The 24,588-nt window shown below is 68.2% G+C and carries 20 protein-coding genes and 3 pseudogenes; 9 read left to right on the top strand and 14 right to left on the bottom strand.

The annotated features are described in order from the left end of the window. The first annotated feature begins 4 nt into the window (after nucleotides 1-4). Nucleotides 5-1,299, top strand: a pseudogene (locus FJK98_RS32015) (IS701 family transposase). 41 nt (nucleotides 1,300-1,340) lie between these two features. On the opposite strand, the gene FJK98_RS32010 reads toward FJK98_RS32015, so the two are convergent. Beyond that, complete coding sequence (locus FJK98_RS32010; RefSeq protein WP_145922276.1) at nucleotides 1,341-2,177, bottom strand: IS5 family transposase; 837 nt, start codon at nucleotides 2,175-2,177, stop codon at nucleotides 1,341-1,343. Nucleotides 2,178-3,436: 1,259 nt separating this feature from the next. On the opposite strand from FJK98_RS32010, the gene FJK98_RS32005 reads away from it, so the two are divergent. Together FJK98_RS32005 and FJK98_RS32000 are read left to right on the top strand one after the other, a co-directional pair. Next, complete coding sequence (locus FJK98_RS32005; RefSeq protein ID WP_145922333.1) at nucleotides 3,437-4,051, top strand: helix-turn-helix transcriptional regulator; 615 nt, start codon at nucleotides 3,437-3,439, stop codon at nucleotides 4,049-4,051. 107 nt (nucleotides 4,052-4,158) lie between these two features. Further along, a complete protein-coding gene (locus FJK98_RS32000; protein ID WP_145922332.1) occupies nucleotides 4,159-4,614 on the top strand; it encodes a DUF2690 domain-containing protein in 456 nt (151 codons plus the stop codon). 94 nt (nucleotides 4,615-4,708) lie between these two features. Here the strand turns inward: FJK98_RS32000 and FJK98_RS31995 are convergent, their stop codons facing one another. The 4 genes from FJK98_RS31995 to FJK98_RS31980 all read right to left on the bottom strand — a co-directional run bounded on the left by FJK98_RS31995 (nucleotide 4,709) and on the right by FJK98_RS31980 (nucleotide 8,899). Continuing rightward, entirely contained in the window at nucleotides 4,709-5,134 is a 426-nt protein-coding gene (locus FJK98_RS31995; protein WP_168222594.1) for a DUF3085 domain-containing protein, read from the bottom strand. A gap of 215 nt (nucleotides 5,135-5,349) precedes the next feature. Next, the gene (locus tag FJK98_RS31990) at nucleotides 5,350-6,990 is read right to left on the bottom strand and encodes a VWA domain-containing protein (RefSeq protein WP_145922330.1); all 1,641 of its coding nucleotides are present in this window, start codon (nucleotides 6,988-6,990) and stop codon (nucleotides 5,350-5,352) included. Between the two features lie 13 nt (nucleotides 6,991-7,003). Further along, entirely contained in the window at nucleotides 7,004-7,957 is a 954-nt protein-coding gene (locus FJK98_RS31985; RefSeq protein ID WP_240762488.1) for an AAA family ATPase, read from the bottom strand. Between the two features lie 588 nt (nucleotides 7,958-8,545). Further along, nucleotides 8,546-8,899, bottom strand: coding sequence for a hypothetical protein (locus FJK98_RS31980; protein ID WP_240762486.1), 354 nt, complete (start codon nucleotides 8,897-8,899; stop codon nucleotides 8,546-8,548). 97 nt (nucleotides 8,900-8,996) lie between these two features. On the opposite strand from FJK98_RS31980, the gene FJK98_RS31975 reads away from it, so the two are divergent. Both FJK98_RS31975 and FJK98_RS31970 read left to right on the top strand, forming a co-directional pair. Beyond that, complete coding sequence (locus FJK98_RS31975) at nucleotides 8,997-10,247, top strand: site-specific integrase (RefSeq protein WP_145923107.1); 1,251 nt, start codon at nucleotides 8,997-8,999, stop codon at nucleotides 10,245-10,247. Beyond that, nucleotides 10,244-12,646: a site-specific integrase gene (locus FJK98_RS31970; protein WP_145922329.1), complete on the top strand. Its 2,403-nt coding sequence runs from the start codon at nucleotides 10,244-10,246 to the stop codon at nucleotides 12,644-12,646. Before FJK98_RS31975 ends, FJK98_RS31970 begins: the two co-directional genes overlap by 4 nt. Before the next feature lie 6 nt (nucleotides 12,647-12,652). On the opposite strand, the gene FJK98_RS31965 is transcribed toward FJK98_RS31970, so the two are convergent. From FJK98_RS31965 to FJK98_RS31950, 4 genes and pseudogenes are all read right to left on the bottom strand, one after another. After that, nucleotides 12,653-15,082 (bottom strand): sigma-70 family RNA polymerase sigma factor, encoded by a 2,430-nt coding sequence (locus tag FJK98_RS31965; protein WP_145922328.1) that lies wholly within the window; start codon nucleotides 15,080-15,082, stop codon nucleotides 12,653-12,655. After that, nucleotides 15,075-15,581, bottom strand: coding sequence for a hypothetical protein (locus tag FJK98_RS31960; RefSeq protein WP_145922327.1), 507 nt, complete (start codon nucleotides 15,579-15,581; stop codon nucleotides 15,075-15,077). Before FJK98_RS31960 ends, FJK98_RS31965 begins: the two co-directional genes overlap by 8 nt. Nucleotides 15,582-16,259: 678 nt before the next feature. After that, nucleotides 16,260-17,006, bottom strand: a pseudogene (locus FJK98_RS31955) (DUF4314 domain-containing protein); the annotation flags it as partial. A gap of 67 nt (nucleotides 17,007-17,073) precedes the next feature. Continuing rightward, nucleotides 17,074-17,733: a hypothetical protein gene (locus FJK98_RS31950; protein WP_145922326.1), complete on the bottom strand. Its 660-nt coding sequence runs from the start codon at nucleotides 17,731-17,733 to the stop codon at nucleotides 17,074-17,076. Nucleotides 17,734-17,856: 123 nt separating this feature from the next. Here FJK98_RS31950 and FJK98_RS31945 point away from each other — a divergent pair, with 123 nt between their 5' ends. Further along, on the top strand, nucleotides 17,857-18,804 hold the full coding sequence (locus FJK98_RS31945; protein WP_145922325.1) for a DUF4253 domain-containing protein: 948 nt from the start codon (nucleotides 17,857-17,859) through the stop codon (nucleotides 18,802-18,804). 11 nt (nucleotides 18,805-18,815) lie between these two features. Here the strand turns inward: FJK98_RS31945 and FJK98_RS31940 are convergent. Further along, nucleotides 18,816-19,706: pseudogene (locus FJK98_RS31940) on the bottom strand (M23 family metallopeptidase); the annotation flags it as partial. Between FJK98_RS31940 and FJK98_RS33470 the strand changes: the two are divergent. Continuing rightward, the gene (locus FJK98_RS33470; protein ID WP_168222354.1) at nucleotides 19,706-19,849 is read left to right on the top strand and encodes a hypothetical protein; all 144 of its coding nucleotides are present in this window, start codon (nucleotides 19,706-19,708) and stop codon (nucleotides 19,847-19,849) included. The pseudogene FJK98_RS31940 and the gene FJK98_RS33470 overlap by 1 nt on opposite strands. Here FJK98_RS33470 and FJK98_RS31935 read toward each other — a convergent pair. Then, nucleotides 19,846-20,340 (bottom strand): hypothetical protein, encoded by a 495-nt coding sequence (locus FJK98_RS31935; protein WP_145922324.1) that lies wholly within the window; start codon nucleotides 20,338-20,340, stop codon nucleotides 19,846-19,848. The two genes, FJK98_RS33470 and FJK98_RS31935, sit on opposite strands and share 4 nt — an antisense overlap. A 115-nt stretch (nucleotides 20,341-20,455) precedes the next feature. On the opposite strand from FJK98_RS31935, the gene FJK98_RS31930 reads away from it, so the two are divergent. Together FJK98_RS31930 and FJK98_RS31925 are read left to right on the top strand one after the other, a co-directional pair. Continuing rightward, nucleotides 20,456-22,045, top strand: coding sequence for a hypothetical protein (locus FJK98_RS31930; protein ID WP_240762482.1), 1,590 nt, complete (start codon nucleotides 20,456-20,458; stop codon nucleotides 22,043-22,045). Continuing rightward, on the top strand, nucleotides 22,042-22,410 hold the full coding sequence (locus tag FJK98_RS31925) for a hypothetical protein (RefSeq protein ID WP_145922323.1): 369 nt from the start codon (nucleotides 22,042-22,044) through the stop codon (nucleotides 22,408-22,410). Before FJK98_RS31930 ends, FJK98_RS31925 begins: the two co-directional genes overlap by 4 nt. A 218-nt stretch (nucleotides 22,411-22,628) precedes the next feature. Here the strand turns inward: FJK98_RS31925 and FJK98_RS31920 are convergent, their stop codons facing one another. The 3 genes from FJK98_RS31920 to FJK98_RS31910 form a co-directional block, all read right to left on the bottom strand. Beyond that, nucleotides 22,629-23,042, bottom strand: a complete 414-nt coding sequence (locus tag FJK98_RS31920; protein ID WP_145922322.1) for a hypothetical protein — start codon at nucleotides 23,040-23,042, stop codon at nucleotides 22,629-22,631. Nucleotides 23,043-23,164: 122 nt separating this feature from the next. After that, complete coding sequence (locus FJK98_RS31915; RefSeq protein ID WP_240762480.1) at nucleotides 23,165-23,746, bottom strand: hypothetical protein; 582 nt, start codon at nucleotides 23,744-23,746, stop codon at nucleotides 23,165-23,167. A 101-nt stretch (nucleotides 23,747-23,847) separates the two neighbouring features. Then, nucleotides 23,848-24,525 (bottom strand): GGDEF domain-containing protein, encoded by a 678-nt coding sequence (locus tag FJK98_RS31910; protein ID WP_145922320.1) that lies wholly within the window; start codon nucleotides 24,523-24,525, stop codon nucleotides 23,848-23,850. Nucleotides 24,526-24,588 lie beyond the last annotated feature (63 nt).

Below are 24,588 nucleotides of genomic sequence, written 5' to 3'. Positions count from 1 at the left end.
GCTCGTGACGGACGTTGATATCGATCGGTGGCATGCGGAACTGGACCGGCTCCATGCTCGGGTCGGGGTGCGGTTTCGTCGGTCGGAGCCGCGTCGGCGGGCGCGGCAGTACCTGTGTGGGCTGGTTTCGGGTCTGGGTCGTAAGAACGGCTGGACCTTGGCGGAGCAGGCCGGGGATGTGTCGCCGGACGGGATGCAGCGGTTGTTGCGGTGGGCGGACTGGGACGTCGACGCCGTGCGGGATGACGTGCGTGACTACGTGGTCGAGTATCTCGGTGACCCGGCGGGGGTGTTGATCGTCGATGACACCGGGTTCCTGAAGAAGGGCGTCCGGTCGGCGGGGGTGCAGCGTCAGTACTCCGGCACGGCTGGTCGGACGGAGAACTGCCAGGTCGGGGTGTTCCTGGCCTACCGGTCAGCGAAGGGTCACGCCTTGATCGACCGGCAGCTCTACCTTCCGACCTCGTGGACCGATGACCGGGACCGGTGCCGGGCCGCCGGGATCCCCGACGAGGTGGAGTTCGCCACGAAGGTGCAGATGGCCCGCACCATGCTCGCCCGCGCCCTGGACGCGGGGGTGCCGGTGGGGTGGGTGACGATGGACGAGGCCTACGGGCAGTCGAAGTCCCTGCGGGTGTGGCTGGAACACCGGGATGTGGCTTATGTGGTCGCGACCCGCCGCAACGACGACATGATCACCACCACCATGGGAACTGCCCGCGCCGACCAACTCATCGCCGGTCTGCCCGCTCGGGCGTGGTGCCGGCTCTCGGCCGGCGCCGGCGCGCACGGCCCACGCGAGTACTGGTGGGCTCGGGTGCCGGTACGGATCTGCTGGCGGCCGGGCCGCGGACACTGGCTCCTGGCCCGGCGCAGCATCACTACCGGCGAGATCGCCTACTACGTCTGCTACGGACCACGTCGGACCCGCCTGGTCGACCTCGCCCGTGTCGCGGGCGCGAGGTGGGCGATCGAGGAGTGCTTCCAGCAGGCCAAGAACGAAGCAGGCCTCGACGAGTACCAGGTCCGTGACTGGCGGGCCTGGTACGCCCACATCACCCTCGCGATGGCCGCCCACGCCTGGCTGTCCGCAGCCAGATCCCTTGCGGCAAAAGGGGATTCAGCCCCGGTGACGGCATGATGATCGGCTACACGGTACCGGAGATCCGAAGACTCCTCACCGCACTCGCAGTGCGATCAACCCACCCACCAGAGCACGTCTGGGCCTGGTCCCGATGGCGCAGACGACGCCAACACCAAGCCCGAACCTGCCACTACCGACGACACGGCTACCCCTAACCAACTGCCGTAGCAGTATTAGTGAGCGTTTCGCATGTATGTCAGTCGGGTGTGTTGAGAGTGCGGCGTTGTTGGCGGGTGGCGGGTCCGCCTCGGGTGAGGCGGGCGAGCATGCCAGCGATCGCGGCCCAGCGGATGATGGCTTCCGAGGTGGCCGGTTGGGTTTCGTAGTCGCGGGCCAGGCGGCGGTGGGTGGTGAGCCTAGCAAGGGTTCGCTCCACCACCCAGCGGCGGCGGTGCACGACGAACCCTTGCTGGTCGGCGGGCTTGCGGATGATCTCCAGGGTGGTGCGCAGCATGTCGCGGGCCCAGTCGACCAGACGGCCGGCGAACCCGGAGTCGGCGAACACGTGCCGGATCGGGGTCCCCATGTACGTGGCGAGCAAGGCGCCCTTCGCGCCGTCACGGTCCTGCCACGAGGCCGCCAGGACCCAGACGGTGACCAGTAGGCCGAGGGTGTCGGTGACGATGAACCGTTTTCGGCCGTTGACCTTCTTCCCGCTGTCGTAGCCGCGGGTGTCGCGGTGCACGGTGTCGGCGGCCCGCACGCTCTGGGAGTCGATGATCCCCGCGGTCGGCTCGGGCTGTCGGTCGTGGGCCAGGCGGACCTGCTCCCGCAGTTCGGTGAGGATCCGGTCGGTCACACCCCGCCGGTTCCACCGTTGGAAGTGGGAGTACACCGTCTGCCAGGGCGGAAAGTCCACCGGCAGATACCGCCACGCGCACCCGGTACGCACCACGTACAGGATGCCGTCGACGACCGCCCGACGCGGATGCTTCTCGGGCCTGCCCATCCACTGCGGCGAGGGCAGCATCGGCTCAACGAGGTCCCACTCGGCATCGGTCAGATCAGACGGGTACCGCCGCACTCGATCCATGCCCGTCTACCGATCGAGCCCGGATCATCGATCGCACTCACTGTGCGACACACCCGACCAGCACACATCCCAAACACTCTCTTAGCCAACTCCTGGACGGCGACCGTCTGCGGAGTGCTCCATTGCATCCGGCTACGGCGGCGAACGTGCCTCGTGTTCCAGCGTCGGTGGTGGTCACTCCCTGGGCATCGGTGAAGAGTGAGCTGTGGCGGTGCTGCGCCGTGTCCGTTCGAGAGTTGCGGCCGTCCAGCGTGCGGACTCCCCGTCGGCTTGGTCTACTTCCGGCTCCGGCTCCGGTCTCGTTCCGGCGCGGTGTGGTCTGGCCACGCCCCGCGTCGCGTTGCCCACCTTGTCCGAGCAGCGAATGGCGACGCGGGTCCAGCCCAGCTACCTCACCAGCCCACATCACCGATCTCGCCTCACCAGGACCGATCTAACACCGTGTCGGCTCCGTGCTTGCATCGCGCGCCACCGGCAGTCACCCTGATCGGTCCTTCTACGGCTGGGTCTGGGCCTCGCGACCGCCGCACGGATAGTCCTGGGATGCCGCAGGGTCACGTGTATGGGGTTGAGTGGAACACCCAGCCAGGATTGGCGTCAACGATGAAGGCCGGCCGGACAAGGCCATCGGCCGCCGTGCCGAATCGGACGCAGAGCGGTACATCGGACGTGAGGACCAGGTCTGGGTTGCGGCCCTCAACTCCTCCGGTCTTGGCAAACAGCAACAGGGTCCCGCCAGTTCGGAGATGGACCAAACCCGGTGCCGCGATCACGGAACGTTGCCAGCGCCAGCGCCCCCATGTAAGGGTGACCCGGGTCGATGTAGGAGCATGCGGGCCGGCAGAAATAAGGGCGTATACCTCGCCGAGGTAGCTTGTCGGAAACCCGTACCGCCATAACCTGTCCCTTGCGCATTGATCGACATCTTCGGCTGCGGCAACACGTTGCGAGGCAGGTGTCACCTGAATGGTGAGCACCGTCGGGTTAGGCTGACGAGGCGGCTCAATAGACGCCGAAGGCACCACGGTGGTAAGTAATGCCACGACGGCATAGGCCGCGAGGCGCCGCCAAGTCGGCGATGGCGCCACCCTTCGAGGAGGCGCGGGAAGTTGCGTTCTAGATAGCGGCGTGGGCGCTGCTGCCGGTGCGGGCGTCCCGGTGGAGGCGGGGGCCGAACGAGCCAGGACAGTAGTCATCGGGTCCATCCGATCGATGAGGGCTACCTACCATCGTTATCGCACAAAGTGGGGAGGCGCGCCATGCCAGGTGTACCCGAGGGGTACGAGCCACACGCGAAAGCTCTGGGGAAGTTGCTGCGCAGCGCGCGGGGCCGAAGGAGGCAGCGTGACATCGAGCAGGCAGTCGGCGTCAGCGACAGCTCACTGTCCCGCTTCGAACGGGGCCAGTCAATCCCAGATATCGAGATAGCGGCCAAGCTCGATGAGGTGCTCCGCCTCGACGGCAAGGTGTCCGAGCAGGTCCGTGCGATTCTCTTCCCTGCGGGCACTGTTCCGATCCCGGTCGGCCGGCGGCTCATCGTGGCGGTGTTCCCGCCTGACTACCTGGGCGCGGTATACGTCCACCTTCGAACGGCGGCCGGCCAGCGGGCTGCGGTCGTGCAGGTCACTTTGATCTGGGGGGACTGGTGGTGCCGGCACACGCTCATGCTGGATGCGACCGGTGTGGCGCTGCAATTCGCGAAGGTCGAGGCTGCTAAACGTTCGGTGCCCCTACGTGTGCAGACGTCGCATCCTGTGGCTGCGACCTACGGCCTCGACATGCCCGCAGAGCTACCCGACCAGCGCATCATCGATGCTAACGACGGGTGGGCTCTCCGTTCCCAAGAAATTCCCAGAGCTCACGACGAGCGCTAGCCCTTGATTGCACGGTCCTGTTCTGATGCCACGTGACGCCGACGGCACACGTTGGCCGGTCGGACCAAGCATGCCCCGGAATGGGGCCGACCAGAGGGTGTGAGGCAATGAGACGTACCGTCATGATCGCGACGGTGATGGCCGTGATGTTGGGAGTGATCGGATTCGCAGCTCCGGCGCAGGCATCGGGAACCGGCTACAACAACACGGATCCGTACAGCACGGGATGCTCGGCAAGTAAGAGTAAAATCCACTCGTACAACGCGGGTGGTGGCCGGTTCGACATGTACTACTCGAGCGCTTGCGGCACGAACTGGATCGAATGGAACGGCCCTTATGTGTGTACGTGGAAGCGCGTGCAATCCACGTACGGCGCTTGGACCCAGTGGGAGATCGACCACTCTGTATGGTCCTATTCCATGCAAATCTACGCTCCCGGGAACACGTCCGTAGACGTGGAGTGGGCTGTCGGTAGTGCCGAGTACGGCGGGGGCACCTGCGACGGCGGCGCTTGGGACTACGCACACTCCGTAGGCAAGCACGGCTGGTACAGCGTTTCTTAGTAGCCACCTACACGGTGCCCGGCCCTCGGGCCGGGCACCGCCCACCGTGTGCCCCTGCTGGCTGTCGTCGGCAGGGGCACACGGATGGGAGAGATCAGTCGCGGTGGCGAGTGTGGGTGACTCGCACCTCGAAGGTGTCTTCGCTGACGGTCAGTTCCAGCCAGCCGAGACCGGCGGCGTGGGCGGCGCGTAGGACGGTGATGAGTGGGTGGGGTTGCTCGGTGAGGTGCAGGTGTTCGACGAAGTCGTCGCCGCCCAGGTCGGGGTCGCTGCGGTGGTCGTCGACACAGGGGTCCCAGCCCTCGGCGTGGACGGTCAGGTTCGCGCCGGACTGGGCCCGCAGGCGGGGTAGGCCGTTGGACATCAGGTAGACGCCGTCGTCGTGGACCCACTCCAACGCACCCGGACAGCGGATGTGGTTCTCGTGTTCGGTGAAGCTCGCGACGTGTTCGTCGGCGGCGACGGCGTGTTCGGCCAGCCGCAGCGTCTTGGCGAGGTCGAAGTGCAGGCGCAGTGCCATGGGAGGGCTCCTGTCGATGTTGATTCGGGTGGTCGGGGCAGGGCGGCAGAGGGTGGGTGCTGAAGCGCGCCCTCGCCGCATGACGGCGGCGGCGTCGGGTAGCTGGCGGCGTTGCCAGCCGTGTAGGGCGTGGCCTGTCCGATGCCGTTGTCGGTGCCCCTCGCGCGGCGGTCGGACCGGGGGGTCTAGGTCGTCGCCGAGCGGCACCGCCGCGTTCAGGCCCTGTTCAGGGCGTCGATGGCGGCGCGGCCGATGAGGTCGATGCAGGTGGTCGGGTCGTCGATGGTGATGGTGGTGGTGCGGTCGTACACCTGGGGTGGCCAGCTGTTGTTGGCTGGTGCGAGCCAGAGGACGGCGCAGCCGGTGTGGTGGAGTCGGGTGATGGTGGCTTGGCTTTCGTCGGGGTTGGTGTAGTGGCCGTCGGAGACGACGATGAGCAGCCGGGCGGTGCCGGGGGTGGACAGGTGTAGGAGCCGGTCGGCTTCGGCGCAGGCTTCGACGAAGCGTTCGGTGCCGGCGTCGGCCCGCATGTCGCGGATCTTGGTGGGGCGGCGGCCGGGTGGGATGAGGACGGAGATGCGGTCGCCGTAGGCGAGGGTGGCGGTGGTGGCTCCGGCGCGGGTGGCGGCGTGGGCGACGATCCACGCCGCCGAGGACATGGGTTTCGCGAAGGCGGTCATCGAGCCGGATGCGTCGATGAGGATGCCGACGGTCAGGTCGGGGTCGGGGACGCGGCGGTGGACGGTGCGTTGCCACGGCTGGGCGGTGGGGATAGCGCCGGATGCCCGTTGGGCGGCGAGGGTGACCGCGGCGCGGGTGCGTAGCCGTCCTGGTGGTGCGGTGCTGGGTTCGCGGGTGCGGGTGGGTTCGCGGTGTCGTGCGCGGCGTAGCAGGGCGGTGAGCCGGTTGGCGGCGTGGCGTTCGGCGTCGGTGGGGTCGCGTTCGGCCCAGGTGATCGGCACGTCGGTGTCGACGCGGATGCCGGGCCTTTCGCTGCGGGGACTGCCGTGTGCGGGCGCCGGAGTGTCGGCGGGGTGGAGCAGGATGGCGTCGAGGGTGGTGGCGATGGCCGCCGCGATCGTGCTGGTGGCCGCGTCATCGGCGGGTAGCCCTGGGCTGGTGGTGGGGTCGATGCCGAGGCGGCGGCACCAGCGTTCGGCGAGGTCGACCATGCGGGCGGTGTCGGTGTCGTCGACGGCCTGGGCCTCCCGCCAGATGTCGCGTAGTCCCTTGAGCCGTTTCCGGCCGAGGACCTTGGTGATCAGGCGTCGTGGTGTACGGACGTCGGCGGGGTAGAGGATCTTCGCGTCGACGCGGGCGAGGAGTAGTCCGGCGGCGTAGGCGGCGCTCCATGGGGTGTCGGTGGGGGTGTCGGCGGGATCGATGATGCTGGTGGTCGCGCGGCGTAGCCACCGCCGGTCGCGGGGTCGGGTGTCGCGGTAGCGGCGTTCGACGCGGGATTCCTCGAGTAGGAGCGCGACTTCCCGAACGACCGGGGGCAGGTCGGGTGGTGGGTCCCAGTGGGAGTGGATGACGTGGGCGCACTCGTGGAGGAGGACCCCGTAGGCGACGGGGGCCTTGGAGCGGTGGGCGGGTCGGCGGGGGTCGGCGATCGTCGGGTCGGCGATGAGGCCGGCGTCGATGTGGATCTGCGCGGTGGCGGGGTAGCTGAAGCCGGGTGGGCCGCCGGCGGCCGGTGTGACGGTGACGGTGGTGTCGGCTCGGCGGGTGATCCGGGCGGCCTGTGTCGTCCAGGCCGCCGACCACCGTGCCCAGGGCGACGCCGCCGGCGTCGATGTCGTCGTGGTGGTGGAGTGAGGTCCGGAGCTGGTCCTGTGCGTGGAGACGCTGGTCATGGTCGGATCGGCCTCATTTCTGCTTGCCGAGGGTGAGTGGAGTGACCGGCGTGCCGCGGTAGGCCCGCTGCAGGGCTTCGACGACCGCCGGGCGGTCGGTTTCCGGGGCGATCGCGGCAAGGTTCGCCACGGCGGCGGGCAGCCCGAGGCTGGCGGCGACGTGTTTGAACGCGAGGAGCTCGCGGAGCTGCGGCGCCCAGTCGATCTCGTGTTCGCGCATCCGGGCGTTGAGGGCGATTGCCGCGTCAATCGCCCCGTGCGGGACGCCGAGGGAGCGGGCGAGGTCGAAGTCGGTGGTGACCTCGATGTGTACCGCGAATCGGGAGGCGAGGGCTTCGGTGAGGATGGCGCCGTGCACGCCGGGGTTGTGGCCGGCGCAGACGAAGAACCCGTCGGTGGCGGTGACGACCTCGTTGTGGTGGGCGGCGATGGTGATGGTGGCGCGGCCGTCCATGGCGGGGTAGAGGGCGGCCAGGACGCGGGGTGGGATGAGGGTGGCGTCGTCGATGAACAGGGCGTGCCCTTGACGCATGGCGGTGACGAGGGGCCCGTACGCGAACTCGAAGCCACCGTCGGGCAGGGGGACGTAGTTGCCGACGAGGTCCTCGACGGTGGTGTCCCCGTGGCCGGCGACGGTGATCGCGTCTCGGTAGGCGGCTTCGATGAGGCTGGTCTTTCCGGTGCCGGGCGGGCCGTAGAGCAGGACTGGGATGTTGTCGCGGCGTAGTCGGCGCAGCACGTCGATGTCGGTGCTGTCGCCGAGGCGGCGGGGCAGGTACCAGACCCCGTTGGGTCGCAGGACCGCGCCCGGACGCGGCGGAACCGGGCCGGTGGGGGCGGACGCCGGCACCGGCGCTGCGGGCGTGGGTGGGGTGGCCGTGGGGGTGCGGCTGGAACCGGCTCCGGCGGTGAACGCGTCGATGCCCTCGGCGGTGATCGTGTACCGGCGCGGTGACCCGGTGGACATGGTCGCCCAGGCGCGGTCGACGAGGCGGTTCAGGACCGATCCGATCGCTCCGGAGGATCGGCCGGGCAGGTGCTTGCTTAGGTCGCTGATGGAGTAAGCGCGGTGGGGTTCGGCTGCGAGCAGGGCCAGGACAGGCCCGAAGATGGGTCGGGGTTTAGCCTTGGGCTTGGCGGGTCGGGCGGGTGAGGTCACCGGGTGCCTCCGACGGTGGGTGCGGTCGGGGTGCAACCGATACCTGCGGGACCGCGGTTGACCAAGTCATGTCCGCACGGCTGCGGCGCTGGTGGGTGGCCGGTCAGTGGCTGGCGGACTGAAGTGTTCAGGTATGACATGAGCTGCTCCTTGGCGAATGAGGCCGCCGCGCGTCCCTTCCCGGGGACGCCCGGCGGCAGGGTGGGCCACAGCGGGCGGGAAGAGGGCGCGTAGCCGTGCTCGGCTACACGGAGCGGTGTTCAGGCCGAACGCCTACCGGTAGGCGTGTGCGTTCGGGATCGGAATTCGCAGGCCGGTGTGCTGGCCGCGCCGTCACGGCCCCTGTCTCGGCTGGCGGCAACCACTGGCCGGTTCCGGTCCGGCCGGCTCTGGCCCTTATGCCTGGTCGGGGTGGGGCAGGTCGCCGATGATCCGGTCGCAGGCGTACGGGTCGACGGCCTCCCAGCACCAGGTGCGGCCCATCACCACGTACCGGCCGTCACTGTCGGGGGTGATGCGGTCGATGGCGTCCGGGTCGCCGGACAGGGCGCGTTGGTCGGCGATGATGACGTCGCCGTCGAAGGACAGGTCGGCCAACGCTTCGTCGACCCGCCGGTCCAGGTCGTCGGCCGGAACGCCCTGCTCGCGGAGGTGGTGGCGGTGCTGGTCGCGGTGGCGCTGCTGGTCGGCGACGATCTCCTCGGCCACCGGGCGGGTGCAGGAGAACACCGCCCATCCGTTCCAGCCCATTGACCGGACTACGGACGGACACGCCGGTGTGTCGGGCGCTGCCCAGGCGGAGGGACCGGTACCAAGGCACGCAACCTTCGAGAGGAGTTGCGGCGTGATGGTGTCCGACGATCCAGTACGCGATATCGGCGAAATTCGGCTGGCGCGGTGGGGGCGGGTCGCTCCCCGCGGTGGCATCCCGCCGTTCGAAGTGCTTGATGCCGATGGAGGGCCGGTTGAGCCGATCCGGCGGTTCCTCCGGGAGTTCGTCGCCCGGGGGAACGCGGCCGGCAGCGTGCGAAGCTACGCCTACGATCTGCTGCGCTGGTGGCGGTTCCTCCGCGCGATCGAAGTCGAGTGGGACAAGGCCACGTCCGCCGAGGTCCGCGACTTCGTCCTGTGGATCAAACAGGCACGCAAGACGCCGTCGGCACCGCGCCAGAGGTCGGCCATGACCGCCGGCACCGTCAACCCGGTAACCCGCAAGCGCTACCAGGACGACCGGTACATGGTCACCACAGTGAGGCACAGCAATGCCGTGCTTCGCACCTTCTACGAGTATTGGATCGACCTGGGCGAGGGGCCGTTGGTCAACCCGGTGCCGCGCGAGCGTGTGCACGGACGGCGCCCGTATGCGCACCGCAACCCGCTGGAGCCGTTCCGAGCGCAGGGCCGGCTCCGGTACAACCCAAGGCCACCGAAGCGTCGCGTCCGGGCGATGCCCGATGAACTGTGGGTCGCGCTGTTCGCGCAGATGCAATCGAACCGGGACCGGGCGATCCTCGCGCTGGCGATCAGCACCGCCGCCCGGGCCAGTGAGCTGCTCGGTGTCCGTGGCGGCGACGTCGATTGGGGCGAGCATCTGATTCGGGTCCGTCGCAAGGGCACCGGCGCCGAGCAGTGGCTCCCGGCGAGCCCAGACGCGTTCGTGTGGCTTCGCCTCTACTTCGAGGAGATCGGCCCGGTGGCGGCCAACGAGCCGATCTGGCTGACCCTGCGCCGGCGACGCCGGGGCGGCGGTGGACTGCGGCGGCAGCCGATGACCTACGAGGCACTGCGTGCGGTGCTGCGCCGGGCAAACGAACGGCTCGGCACCAACTGGTCGATGCACGACCTGAGGCACACCTGCGCGTTGCGGATGCTTCGCGACAAGAATCTGACCCTGCGCGACGTGCAGGTCATCCTCGGCCACGCTCACCTGACCACGACCCAGGTCTACCTCGAAGAGGACGATCACGAAGTCATCCGCCGCGTCCACCAGCACCTCACCGCAAAGGAGGAGCCGGCACCGCAAACGTCCCGGGCTTCGATGCCTGACGGCTACGCCGAAGCCGACCTGGCCGTGCTGCTCGGGGAGACAAGGACATGACCGCAACCACCGTTGCAACACCGAAGCGGCCGCGGCTGGCGACGCACGACGACCTGACTGAGGAGAACCGTGCCGGCTGCGGAAATGGACTGACCGTCGGTGACGTCCTGGCGCTCCTGCCGAAACTGCCGTCCTGGTCAGGACTGGATACCCGCGAGCAGACGCGTCGGTTGCGCGGCGCCGAAGCTGTCCTGACCTGGTTACACTCCTTTCCCGGCGAGGGCTGGCAGCAACGGTGGCTGGCGGCAGGCGCCGACAAAGACACCACATGGATCGACGCCGTCCCGTACGATCACTCCCGTTCCGTCGCGCAGAAACGCGTTGCGATCACCAGTGGCGTCAACGGTCTGCTGTTGTGCCGGGTGGTGGTACCCAGCTACCAGTTCCTGGCCGCCTTCCGGCCGCTGCGACTCTATGAGAACGTCCGGCAGGTCTTCCAACCGGAGCTGTTCGCCCGTATCCAACAGGCCGCCGCGGCGGCCGGGATGCGGCCCCGCGATCTCTCTGGCGGCTTGGCCGTGATCTCCAAGATGGTCCTGCACACCGGCCGCGAGCCCGGCGAGCTGACCGTCGACGACATCTACAGGTACCGCAACCACGGCGTGCGCCACGATCCGCGTGGCCACTCGCCGCATGGCGTGCATGCCGCTTGGGAACTTCTCCGTCACAGTGGCGTACTGGCCGTGGAGGGATCACTCGCAGCGGCGCTGCGTCGAGGCCAACGACCCACGGCCGAACTCGTCGACAGCTACCAGATCCAGTGCCAGCCGATCCGGGACGTGCTCATGCGCTACCTCGACGAACGCCGGCCCGCTATCGACTACAGCTCGTTTCGCACCCTGCTCGGCACCCTGGCCGGCAGCTTCTGGAGCGACATCGAGCAACACCACCCCGGGCTGGACACGCTGAACCTGCCCGCCGATGTCGCCGAGGCGTGGAAGCAGCGGATCCTGGTCACGACCAAGCCGGGCCGGGAAGGCCGGCCACGAAAGTCCTACCTGGAACTGATGATCAGAGTCCGGGCGTTCTACCTCGACATCGCCGAATGGGCGCTGGAGGATCCGTCCTGGGCACCATGGGCAGTGGCCAGCCCGATCCGCCGCATCGATACGGAGGGCATCGCCGCTCACCATAAGAAGGTGACCTCGCAGATGCACCAGCGGATCCGTGAGCGCCTGCCGCAGCTGCCGGTCCTGGTCGAAACAGCCGAGCGGCACCGCGCCGAGCAGGCCACACTGCTGGTCGCGGCCAACGCCGCTGCCGTCGGGGACAGCTTCGACCATGAGGGAACCCGCTGGCGGCGGGTCAATCACAAGACCCAGGGCAGGTTCGGGCCAGACAGCCACCCGGCGATCCTGGTAGAGAACGTTGCCACCGGCGAACGGATCGACGTGACTCGAGCCGAAGCGGATGCCTTCTGGGCTTGGGCGACCATCGAGACCCTGCGCCACACCGGGGTCCGCCTGGAGGAACTACTGGAGATCACCCACCTGGCCCTGGTCTCCTACCGGCTACCCGACACTGGCGAGATCCTGCCGCTGCTGCAGGTCGTGCCGTCCAAGAGCAACGAGGAGCGGCTGCTACTGGTTACCCCCGAACTTGCCCACGTCCTGGCGACGATCATCAACCGGCTCCGCAGCACCAACGGCGGCGTCATCCCGCTTGTCGCCCGCTACGACGAGCATGAACGCATCACCGGACCGCCGCTGCCGCACCTGTTCCAGCACCGACACGGGTGGCGCAACCAGGTGTTCAGCACCACCACGGTCAAAAGCCTCATCAACGGGGTCCTCACCCGAACGGGGCTTCGGGACAACGCCCGCCGGCCGTTGCGCTACACACCCCACGACTTCCGACGTATGTTTGCCACCGACGCCGTCACCGGCGGGCTGCCCGTCCACATCGCCGCCCGATTGCTCGGCCACGCCAGCCTGACCACCACCCAGGCGTACCTCGCCGTCTTCCAGGACGACCTCGTCCGCTCCTACCGGGCCTTCGTCGAAGCACGTCGCGCGGTGCGACCGGCAGCCGAGTACCGCGAACCCACCGACGACGAGTGGCGCGAATTCCAGCAACATTTCGAACTCCGCAAACTCGAACTCGGAACCTGCGGCCGCCCCTACGGAACCCCCTGCAAACACGAGCACGCTTGTGTCCGGTGCTCCATGCTCCGAGTCGACCCTAAACAGCGACCACGCCTGATCGAGATCATCCGCAACCTCTCCGACCGCATCGATGAAGCGCGGGCCAACGGATGGCTCGGTGAAGTCCAGGGACTTCAAATCAGCCTCAACGCCGCCAGCGCCAAGCTGGCCACCCTCGACCGGTCGGGTCAGTCGCCCGGCGCTGTCCAACTGGGAATTCCCATGATCCACGATCCTGAGCGCCGCCCAACCTGAGACGCTTCACTGGGCAATGTCTGCATCCCGGCGGAAGCTGCTTGCAAGCTTCGACCGAGCAAGACGGAGCTGAGAGCGAACAGTGGCCTCGGAGATGCCCAAGGATTCAGCGATCTCGGAAGTGCTCAATCCATCATAGAATAGAGCAAACACCTCGCGCTGCCTCGTCGGCAGAGCACGAATTAGCTGCGCTATGAGATCTGTATCGCCCTGATACTCGAAGGCTTCAGACGATGACCTACTTCTCTCAATAGCGGAGGCGGTCTCGACCCCACGACCTTGCCTTCCTTTCCGAGATACGCTTATAGCGTGAGCCCGCAGCGCCAACCGCCTGACCCAGGCGGATGGCGAGGTCACGGTCTCCCATCGCCGGTAAGCCTCATGCATCGCCTCTGTCGCTGCATCCTCGGCCTCCTCGTAGCTTGCGCCAACTCGAGACAATAGCCGAATAACGCGAGGGTACTCTTCCGAGAAGAACTGCTCAAACGAGGAATATTGAGCGGGTCTTTCCGTCTGGCTTGCCGAGTACTGCACAACGGCGCTGGCGTCACTCGCGAGCTTCACCAGGTCGCCATCAAACAGCGGCACATCCTTTCCAGGCGCGAGTTCCGTGCCGTTTACGAAAGTTCCATTGGGTGTGTGCTCATCGCGGATCCAAGCGTGTCCGCGTGCGTCGATTCGAACCGTAGCGTGCCTGCGCGATACATTACTGAAGGGTGCAAGCGCGGATGCGAATGGCGAGAGGCCTGGGTCGCGGCCAAGAACCACTGGATTTCCTGGCGCCACTACGAAATCGCGTCCGTGCTGAAAGCGAAGGACCAGACTGCGGTCTTCGTCTTTTGTGGCATGCAGAAGGTGCTGAGCGTTTGCCAGAGAATTGGCCGCGTCCCGTGCTTCCGAAATTCGCCCCATACTGGACAGCGTGCGCGCAAGATTGTCGAGCGAGGCTGCTAGGTCAGCCAAGTATGCAGCGGGATTGGCTGCCACAAGCCGGCGGTAAATTTCGACTGTCTCCCGGCTTAGCGTGAGGGATTCTTCAATGCGGCCCATTGCCACAAGGTCACCTGCCATGTTGCTTAGCGAGATTGCCAAGTCCGGCAGATAGGCGTCCGGGCTCGCAGCGACGAGGCCGCGATAGATGTTCACAACCTCCTGACCGATTGCCAGAGATTCATCGAGCCGGCCCAGCCTGGACAGCGCCACGGCCATGTTGCTTAGCGAGATTGCCAAGTCCGGCAGATAGGCGTCCGGGCTCGCAGCGACGAGGCCGCGATAGATGTTCACAACCTCCTGACCGATTGCCAGAGATTCATCGAGCCGGCCCAGCCTGGACAGCGCCACGGCCATGTTGCTTAGCGAGATTGCCAAGTCCGGCAGATAGGCGTCCGGGCTCGCAGCGACGAGGCCGCGATAGATGTTCACAACCTCCTGACCGATCGTCAGAGACTCCTGGACTCGGCCTACGTTCGACAACGTGCTTCCAACGTTGTTCAGGGATGTGGCGAGGTCAGGCAGGTAGACGTCTGGGTTCGCCTGGGCCAGACGCCTGCGGATGCTGACCGCCTCCTGCGCTGGAGCCAACGCCTCTTCCCGCCGACCCAGTGCGGACAGGGATGCAGCGAGGTTGTTCAGGGATGCGGCGAGGTCAGGCAGGTAGACGTCTGGGTTCGCCTGGGCCAGACGCCTGCGGATGCTGACCGCCTCCTGCGCTGGAGCCAACGCCTCTTCCCGCCGACCGACCTCAGACATGAACGCCGTCATGTTGCTAAGTGATGTGGCGAGGTCAGGCAGGTAGACGTCTGGGTTCGCCTGGGCCAGACGCCTGCGGATGCTGACCGCCTCCTGCGCTGGAGCCAACGCCTCTTCCCGCCGACCCAGTGCGGACAGGGATGCAGCGAGGTTGTTCAGGGATGCGGCGAGGTCAGGCAGGTAGACGTCTGGGTTCGCCTCGGCCAGACGCCTGCGGATGCTGACCGCCTCCTGCGCTGGAGCCAACGCCTCTTCCCGCCGACCGACCTCAGACATGAACGCCGTCATGTTGCTAAGTGATGTGGCGAGGTCAGGCAGGTAGACGTCTGGGTTCGCCTGGGCCAGACGCCTGCGGATGCTGACCGCCTCCTGCGCTGGAGCCAACGCCTCTTCCCGCCGACCCAGTGCGGACAGGGATGCAGCGAGGTTGTTCAGGGATGCGGCGAGGTCAGGCAGGTAGACGTCTGGGTTCGCCTCGGCCAGACGCCTGCGGATGCTGACCGCCTCCTGCGCTGGAGCCAACACTTCTTTCGACTGGATCTTCGTATGCCGCGCAGACGAGAGGCCCGGGCCCGTAACCTCCCCCGATCCATGCTCGCGCTCCGAGTGACCGCCGAAGTTTCCTCGGGAATCCGATTCATCGGGAGTTGCGGCGTCGGCAATGGCCCGGTCATCTTGATTAGTCATCGAGATCCCTCACGTTTTCAACGACGTGAATGGCCATCTGCCTGTCAAACACATCAAGCGTCCTTAGTCGCGGATTCCAGCGCACCAATGGAGCTTCACCCTTGGCCTCGGTCGCATCTTGGGACTCGCCTTCGGGAAGCGTCGACACCTCCAGTATTGGAAATTCCGTTTCGGCCGCAGTGTGAGCACCCATGCCGCGCGCCTTTTTTGGTATTGCAGGAGGACTCGCTCGACCAACGGACACTTCCCCATCGCCGCCGCCTCTAGATGCGTGATCAGTGTTCCTCGCGACGTCCCTGTGATGATTATTCGCTGAGGTGAATGTAGTCGACGCCCCCGACACATCCGCCCCATCAACCGCTAGCCATAGCGCATGAATCCGCACGACCTCGGCGTCGATGTCTAACGGAGTGATCGCGAGTTCCGCCAGCAGGCGGACAAGCGACTCAAGGTTCGCCCATCGATGTGACGCGCCTGAACCGCGCAGCACTGCGCTCACGCCCTCATGGCTGAGGGTGCCAGGCAGGTCGTCACGACTGCGGATTTTCGAGCTCAGCGTCCGGATTGCCGGCTTTCCGGCCAAACCGTACAAACGGTGTATTGCGAGCACAAGCTCCCGACGCGGCCCTGGGGGTAGCCGCTGGATGTCCGGTACAGGCACCCCCGCCACAGATCTACCTCGTCAGCCGCCGTCAGGTTTTGTCAGGTGACAGTATCGCACGTCAGTCGCCGGCAGGTCGAGCCGACCTCTCGTCAATCCGCTTACCGACCGTAACAGATATCGCTCGGGCACTTTTGGAGTCGCCGATTCTGAGGAGGTGCAATCCTCGTTGAGAAAGGATCGGCCATGAATGATCTCCCCTCGGAGGAGCGGCGTCGTCACATGATGCTGATTGCCGCTGCGGTACGCGGCGTGTTTTCTGGAGTCGCTCGGGAAATTGCCGCTTGGCTAATTCGGCAGTTCTGGGACTGCCGCTAGATCCTTACGCATGTACTATCCGGATAGCACTCGGCTCGCCGTGTCCGATGGACACGGCGAGCCGCTATTTCACCAACTCCTAAGTCTGGAATCCGGCTTCATCAAAGCCCAGCGGGCTTGCCAGGCGGCAGGCTCGCGCATAAGAGGAATCGTCTCGCATCCCACTCTCGATACATCGATGAACTACGTGGCCCGGAAAAAGAAGTCGATCAGGGTGCCGACGAACCCGACCGCGATCCGGTCGTCGCCGTCCGGGCCGGTGGTGCGCGCCCAGTCGCCTGCGAACACGCCGACGGCGCCGATACGGACCCGGTCGGGGTGCAGGTGGGACACGTCGCGGCCGGTGGGGCTGGCCGCGAGGTGACACAGTTCCGCGACGCGGTCGGTGGCGGCGGTGTCGTAGGCGTCGCGGTAGACGGCCATCGCCTCGTCGCGCTGCTGGAGGCGCAGCCCGAACCAGCCCGTGGTGTCGCCGGTGGCGTCGGCGAACAGCTCCCACCCCAGGGTGTCGACCGGCTCTCCGGCCAGGGTGAAGTGGGGCAGGGTGTCGAGGACGGCGGGGTCGCCGTCCTGGACACCGGCCAGGATCCGACGCGCGGCCAGGCGGGTGTCGCCGCTGGCCCGGGCGCTGATGGTGTCCTGCGCCCACCTTTGGGCGGCGGTGCGTCCGGCCTCGGTGCCTGCGGCGCGTATCCGCCGCAGCGTGGTGGCCCATCCGGTGGCCTCGTCGACCAGTCCGCCGGTCGGCGCCGCCGTGGTGGCTGGTGTGATGCGGTCACCGTTGTCGAGGCACATCGCCAGGGTCGAGCCGTTGTCCCAGGTGACCTCGACGGTGTGGTGCCGCTGGTCGTGGTAGCGGACGGTGCCGGTGTCACCGGGCCGCAGCCGGGTGTGGGGGCCGTCGGTGTGGACCAGGGTGACGCGTTGGCCGGGCTGGTAGTTCATGGTGTGCTCCGATCAGTGAGGGGACAGGACAGGCCGCCGGGAGGCGACGGCATCGGGGTGGGCATGCTCATGGGGTGCCGCCTGTCGTGCCGCCCGTTGGGGGCTGTGGGGGCCAGGGCTTGCGGACGAGGTGGTCGCCGAACATCGGGTCGGTGGCGACCGAGGAGCCGCAGCGGGTGCAGCTGGTGACGGTGTCGTAGCCGTAGCCGGCCATGGACGGCACCTCGACGTGGTCGATCTCGTCGACCGCCCCGCAGACGGTGCACACCGTCATCCCCGGGCCGCCGTCGTCGGCGGGTTCGGTGACGAACAGTTCCTCGACAGGGTCGAGGTGGTGGGCGCTGTGCCGCAGCCAGCGGCCGTGGACCGTCGCCTCGTACACCACCAGCCGCCGCTGGTCGAGGTGCAGCAGGTACATCCACTCGACGACCCCGTCGAGGTCCTCGCGGAGCGAGCCCTGCCGGACCGCGCCGGTCCCGGTCGGGTAGCCCAGTCCCGGTACGGGCGGCAGCCGGTCCCACCGCCGACGCTTGGGGTTGACGGCGAGGGTCCACCAGTCGTGGGCCAGCAGCGCGACGCCCATGGCGTCGGTGTCACGGCCGAACGTGTCGGTCCAGATCCGGCGCAGCACCGGCACCAGGGTCTCCGGAGCATCACCGAACTGGAGCCGACGGGCGGTGTACCTGCCGCGTAACGCGGCGACACCGATCAACGTGGGTGTACTCATGTGCCTTCTCTCCTCCTCAGGAATGGGGATGGGGTCGCGGTGGTCGCCCAGGGGGGATCACCGAGCTGGGGTCGATCGCGGCACCGCGTCGGTATCCGCGATCGGGGTCCTACGGGGAGACGCGTGTTCTCCACCGCGCGGGAGTTCCTCCGTGCCGACCGCTTCGCCGGGGACGCAGCCCAGCCCGTGGGCGGACGGGGGCTGTCGGTGGTCGGCGCTACCGTGCGCGCCATGGCGGCACCCATGAGGCGCGCGAAACACATCGCGGCCGCCCTGCGGGGGACCTACCTGCAGGGCCACGTGATTCGGCCGGACATCGGCGAGACGTTCGTGGTGAGCGGGATCGATCCCGCGCACCTGCTCGAGGCGTGGCAGGCCGCTCACGCGGCCATGCCGGTGACCGGCCGATGGCCCGTCTTCACGTTGCCGGGCGAGCTACACCACGGCCCGTCCGCCGCGGAGATCGCCGAGCTGCGCCGAGAGGCGCAGACCCTCGATCCGTGGCCGGTGTTCACGCGTCACCGCGTCGACGAGCCACAGCACCAAGCGGACGTGGAGCGCTACGTGCGGGCGTTCCTGGGTGACGAGATGGTCACCCCGGCGATGGAGCAGCTGGGGCTACCGACCACCGCGAAGGCGCTGGCCCGGTGGACCTACGACACCCTTCTCGCCAACCCGCACCTCGCCGCCCGGGTGGTCCGCGGCTACGAGCACCTCATCGGCACCCGGCAGTGGCACACGTTCTCCGAAGTGCAGTTGGTGCTACTGCCGACGACGTCGCAATGGCTGGCTCCCGCCTGGCTGCAGTACCACGGGACGCCCTCCGGGAACGGCGTTGCGGCGTGGGCGGCGGCGATGCGGCAGTGGGAGCAGCGGTGGGGCGCCGCCCTCATCGCCGCCTGGGGCACCATGCTGCAGTTCACCGCGCAACGCCAGCCCTCACCCGGCCCGCAGGCATGGGAACTCGCCGGACAGCTGATGGCCGTCGGCGGCAGCCTGCAGTGCCAACAGTGGCAACTCGCGATCGCCCTCACCCGCAGTGACGCCTGGTTCCTACACGACCGCCCCTGAACGGTGCTCCCTCACCGCACCGCGACGAGCGCGGCGTTCCGCGTGGCCATGAACGGCACCGGGTCGATCGCGCCGGTGGCGCTGGCGTCGCCGTGGTGGTGCACCTCGTAGTGCAGGTGCGGGCCGGAACTGTGGCCGGTGGAGCCGACAACGCCGATCGGTTGGCCGACGGTGACCCGCTGCCCAACCGCCACCGTTGGCGGCTGGTCCATGTGGCAGTAGCGGGTGAGCAGTCCGGCGGCGTGGTCGATGTCGACGTACCAGCCGCAACCCCTTGTCAGGTCGGGGTCGCCGTCGCGGTCACAGCCCCACGGCGCGCCCGTGCTGGCGTGGACGGCGTTGCAACGCAAGGTGCGGACCGTGCCGGCGGACGCCGCGCGGATGACCGTGCCTCGTGGGGCGATCAGGTCGACGCCGTGATGGCCGGGGCGGCCCGCAGTGTGGAATCCGGATCCGACCGGGGCGAGCACGGGTTGGGTCCACGGGCCGGCGGCAGCCTCGCACCCGGCCAGGCTGGCAGACGGTATGCCGGTGGTGTCGGTGATCGTGGTGACGAGGTCGGTGGCCGGGGCCTCCCACGTGGCGTAGGCGTCGGGGTAGGCGCTGATCTGCACGGCCTGCGCGGCGTCGGTGAGCGGCATCGCCTGCCAGCCGCTGATGGTGACCAGCTTGCCGAAGAACCTCTCCGCCGCGTAGACGGGATCCCGGAGTTGGGCCGGGGTGCCCCAGCCTTGGCTGGGGCGCTGCTGGAACAACCCGACCGAGTCCCGGTCACCGCTGGGCAGGTTGCGCAGGGTGCTTTCCTGCATCGCGGTGGCGACCGCGATCACCCACCCTTGGACGGGCACGGCGAGGCGGGCACCGGTGGTGACGATGGCGGCGGCGTTACCGACCTGGTCGCTTGGACCAGGTACCGACGGTCGTCTACCGGGTGTCCTGGTCGGTTCGCCGCGAAGAGGGTCAGTCGCCGCAGCGGGACGAGTCCACTGGCACGCTGGTTCTGGACCGGATCGACGTGTACCGGCTGGAGAGCGTCCCGGCCTAGCGCCGGGCGAACCACTCCCGCGACTGCTCGGGCACGACCAGCAGTCCGACGAGCAGTGCGCCGCCGAGGATGCCCAGGGTGTCGCGCTGGTCGGCGAGCGCAGCGCCGATGACGGCCAGGACCCCGCCGAGGACCCCGATCCACTGGGCCGCCCGCCAGCCCCGCCAGATCCCGTAGGCGAGCGAACCGTAGATGAGGACACCGAAGGCCACGCTGATCAGCTTGAAGATCGGGCCGTCGAGGTATGGGTGGGCGACGATTGCGGTGAGCTGCACGGTGCTGTAGAGCGCGACGACGACCACGGCCGCCATGACGGGCGCTGGCGCTGGCTGCCGGAGAGCTGCGGCTGCGCTCAGCTCGAGGTTGTCACCGGCGACGATCTGCTCGACGTCGTGGCGGGTGAGGCCGTATCGGCGTCCGATCTCGGCGGCGTCCTGCCCGTCGGCGTACGCGCTGATGATCTGCCCGCGGGCGGTGTCGTCCAGGTTCATGCGGCGCACCGTAGCGGCCCGACTGCACCGACCAATGCCGGAGACGGGATCACGACACTCAGAGAGGAGTGCGACAGAATGGCCGCGGCCATGGTGATCGGGGACGGGAGCGCCGGTGGGCGTGTCGCTGGGGACAACGCTGCTGCGGTGGCTGCGCGACATGAGTGTCGGGTCGAGCGAGTTGCCTGAACATGATTATCTACCTGAACTGCCGCCCGTCGAGTGGCTGACCTCTGGGGTTGGCGGGCTCGATCGAACTGTTAGTCCAGCGGAGTTTGCTGCCGGGTTGCTGGCGGTGGCCCGCGATGGTGAGCCGGGTATGCGGGCTGCGGCCCTGGGCGTGCTCGCCTCCGCCGAGGCACGGTGGTGGTTGGCGGTGGATGGAGCGCTGCGGGAGCAGTGGTGGTCGGTGCCTCGCTGGTCGCGCAGCCTCGCGGCGGAATTGGCTGACGGTGAGGTGGAGCTACTGAACTTGGTCATAGCCGGCTGCCACCGTGACGGGCGGATCCGCGAGGTGGCGGTCGCTCACCTGGCTGATCACCCGCACCCGGCGGCGCTGGCGGTGCTGGCTCTTCGGACGGTCGACTGGGTCGCTGAGGTGCGTCAGCGGGCAAGGGGCGCGATACAGAGCTGGCTGTCGTCATCGCAGGGGTCGTTGACTCAGTTTGCGGAGATGGCGTTCGCCCTGTGCGGTCGGGGTGAGGGTGGCTGGTTGGTCGAGCGCGTTGAGGGTGTCCTGCGGGACCTGCCGTTGGACGGCTTGGAGCCGTTGCTGATAGCGCGGGACCGCCGGACCCGGCGGGCTGCGTATCGCGCTGCGACAACCAGGGGCCTGCTGAGTGTGCGCCGATTGACAGCGGCCGCGATGAAAGACGACGACCTGCCGATTCGGGCCCTCTGTGCCCGTGCTGCCGTGGAGTCCGCGACGAGTCCGGCTCAGCTGCGTGGGCTGCTTGTCAGCCGTACTGCGCTGGTTCGGGCTGAGGCGCTTCAGGCCGTGACCGCAGTCGGTGATCTGAGGGCGGCTGAAGCGGCGCTGCCTGATCGGCATCCCCTGGTGCGGGCCATCGCTCAGGGCGCGTTCCGCCGCAGCGGCGCGGATCCCGCAGACTCTTATCGCCTGCTCGCCGGGTGGGAACCACCGGCACCGGGGGCGATTGCCGGGCTGGGCGAGACCGGTGACGCCGAGGACGCCGGCCTGGTTCGGCGATGGCTGGCGCATCCACGTTCGCGCGGTCGGGTCGAAGCGGTCCGAGCCTTGCGTCGCCTCGGCGTGACCGGTCTGGCTGAACTGGTACCACTGCTGCGCGACGAGTCTGGAGCGGTGACCCGCCAGGTGGTGGTTGCCCTGCGACACGACCTCGGCATCCTTGACCCGGGAATGCTGCAGGCCTTGCTCGGTCTAGGCAACGCGCCTCATGTCCGGTTCGCGGGCTACCGGCTTTTGAGGGCGGGGAACGCCTGGCAACGGCTGACCATCAACCTGCGGCTGCTCGATGATCCCGACGACCGGTTGCGTGGCAGTGCGCGGGCGGACCTCACCGCGTGGCTCGATCGGCAGGCGGCTACGACCTACCACGGTCCGTCCCGCGAGCGCGCGACCGAACTCGACAAGCTGATCGAGCATGCTCGCCCGATTCTCGGCGAGCACAAGGTGCGGTTACTGCGGTTCCACGCCGGCCTGCCCCAGCAGGCGGCGCTATGACAAGAGGCGACGCGCCTCGTCCGCTTAGTGACATCGAACGAGGCGTCATCACGCGTCTGCTCGCGGTGCCGTTCCCTGGGCGCGACGAGCTCCGCGCCCAGTTGCCGTTCACGACTGTCGCAGGTCACTGCAGCTGCGGCTGTGCGACCGTCAACCTTGTTGTGGACCACGCCGCAGCTCCGGCCCCGGTGCTGTCCGGTGCGCCGGTATCGGCTGACATCAGTGACAGCGATTTCTACGCCGGCGTCGTGCTACTCATCGACGGTGAGGGCTATCTGTCCTGTTTGGAAACCTACTCCATCGGCGATGAACCCGTTCGGCAGTTCCCGCCCATCGAGCAGATCAACGCTCGCCCGCAGCGGTGACCGCTGACCTTCGGCCGGGCAGGAGAGACATCAGCCGAGTGCGGTGGATCTAGCCACTTGCGGTGGTCCGGCGATGCTGGCGCAGTACCCGTGCGTGCGGGTCTTCATCGTGACGTCAGCACGCGCGAAGCCGGGAAGAGTGATTCGGTGAGCAGGTTCGAACGTCCTCTCGGGTGAGCTTAGGTGCCCGCAGGCTCCGTATAGGTGTGGGCTGGGGATCACACGGCGTAGGCGGCGGTGAGCGTCGCGCCGGGGATACGGCGTGGCAGCCGCTGCGGGATGCGTGACCGCAGGTGTGTGGCGGTGGCGGCGAGTCCGGCGGTGAACCAGCCGACGAAACCGCCGGCGTCCCGCCGCTGGGGTGCTCGCGGGCGGCTGGTGACGGCCGGCTGCGGCACAGGAGGTGGCGGGGATGCCGCGCCTCGGGCGGCGCGCATCGCGTGTTGTGCCTGCCGGGCGGCGAGGCATGGGCCGGTCCCCTGGTCGGCGCACCGCAGGTTGACGCATCGGTTGTCGGGTCCGGGTTGGTGGGCGGTGAGGACGTCAACGGCCAGCCGCCACAGCAGCCGGTCGGTGACGTCGCTGGGCACCAGGGCCCGGTGGGAGGGGCGGTTGCGGCTCCGGTCAGACATGGCGGACGACCTTCCTTCCAGATTCGGGCAGGGGCCATCGCCCGATCGAGGTCGGCGGTGTCGTGCCTGATGAACGGCGCGGACGATGGCGACACTGATCGACGCTTACCTCTTCGCGAAGGTCAAGTCGTTCGCTTCGGGGCGGGCCGGCTGGTGGCCTGGACGAGGCGTGTCAGCCCGGCGCGGATGGCGGGGGCGTCGTCGTGGCCGACGTGGTCGTCGACGCGGACCACGGGCCGTGGTTCGTGGCGCTGCCGGGTGATCTGGTAGCTGCGGAGGTCGACGTCGACGGCGTCGATCCGGCGGACCTCGTGGATGTCGTCAGAGGCGACGCGCACGTCCTCGTAGCGGATGCCCCAGGCCAGCAGCCGGACCCCGGGAGTGGGATCGGCGAGCAGGTCGACGATGAGGCAGATGTCGACGCAGGCGGCCAGGGTGGGCCGGCCGACCGGACGGTCAGCGCGCAGCGCGTCGGCGAGATCGGGCAGGAAGTCCACGAGTCCGGCGCGGTAGCGGCCCAAGCGGTGGGCGTCGAGCGGGAGGTGGGCGACGCGCATCTGGCGTCGTGTGCCGCTGGCTGATGAGGGGGCGGGCCGGTCCTGGGCGAGCAGCAGCAGGGGCGGTTGGCCCCAGGTATGGAGGTCGGCGTCGGCCTCGACGTCCAGCAGGCATCCGGTGAGGGCGCGGATAGCGTTGAAGGTCATCACGGTGATCGGCTCCTTGCGTGTGTGAGCCCCGCAGACCGGCCGGCCTGCGGGGCTCACGTGGTGGCGGAAGGGCTTCCTGTCGGGCGGGGGTGGATGCGTTACCGCAGGTCGCGGTAGCGGACGCCAGCCCCCGGCGCCGGGGTGCGGCCCGGGTCGTGGGCGCGCGGACCGCCGCGGACGTGTTTGGCCAGGTACATGGCCTGGTCGGCGGCGTGCAGGAGGTCGCGGGGCAGCATGTGCGGCTCCGCGGTGGCGTAGCCGACGCTGGCGGTCAGCGCGACCTGGCGGCCCGCGATGTCGTACGGGTCGCCCGAGATACTCCGGTGAGCGGCCCGGGCGGCGGACTCGACGTCGGCGGCGTCGCCGTGGACGACGAGGGCGAACTCGTCGCCGGACAGATGCGCGGCCAGGACCACCGCCGGGCCGAGGGTGACCAGACGCTGGCCGACCTCGTACAGCAGGTCGTTGCCCGCCTCGTGGCCGTGGGTGTCGTTGACCTGCTTGAACCGGTCGAGGTCGATCAGGACGAGCCCGAGGGGCTCCCCGAGCGAGAACATGACATCCAGGACGGTGCGCAGAGCACGCCGGTTCGGCAGGTCACTGGTGTCGTTGTGGGTGGCCAGACGGCGCCAGTGGGACCGGTCCTGTTCACGGTCGTCCAGCGTCCGCCGCTGGTGGTCGATGATCCGCCGCTGCCGTAGGAGCGGCAACACGGCGGCGGCGAATCCGGCGAGCACGCCGCCAGCCGCTGTCAGGTAGGGGTACAGGTGAGACACTCGGCATCACTCCTTGTTGGTGAAGGAGCACCGGGGTGGGCGTGGTTCCGCCAAGTTCGACGC

The organism is Micromonospora sp. HM134, assembly GCF_007833915.1.
Taxonomy (GTDB): Bacteria; Actinomycetota; Actinomycetes; order Mycobacteriales; family Micromonosporaceae; genus Micromonospora; species Micromonospora wenchangensis.
Note: the sequence above shows the minus strand (reverse complement) of the source record. Positions and strands in the feature narration are given on the sequence as shown.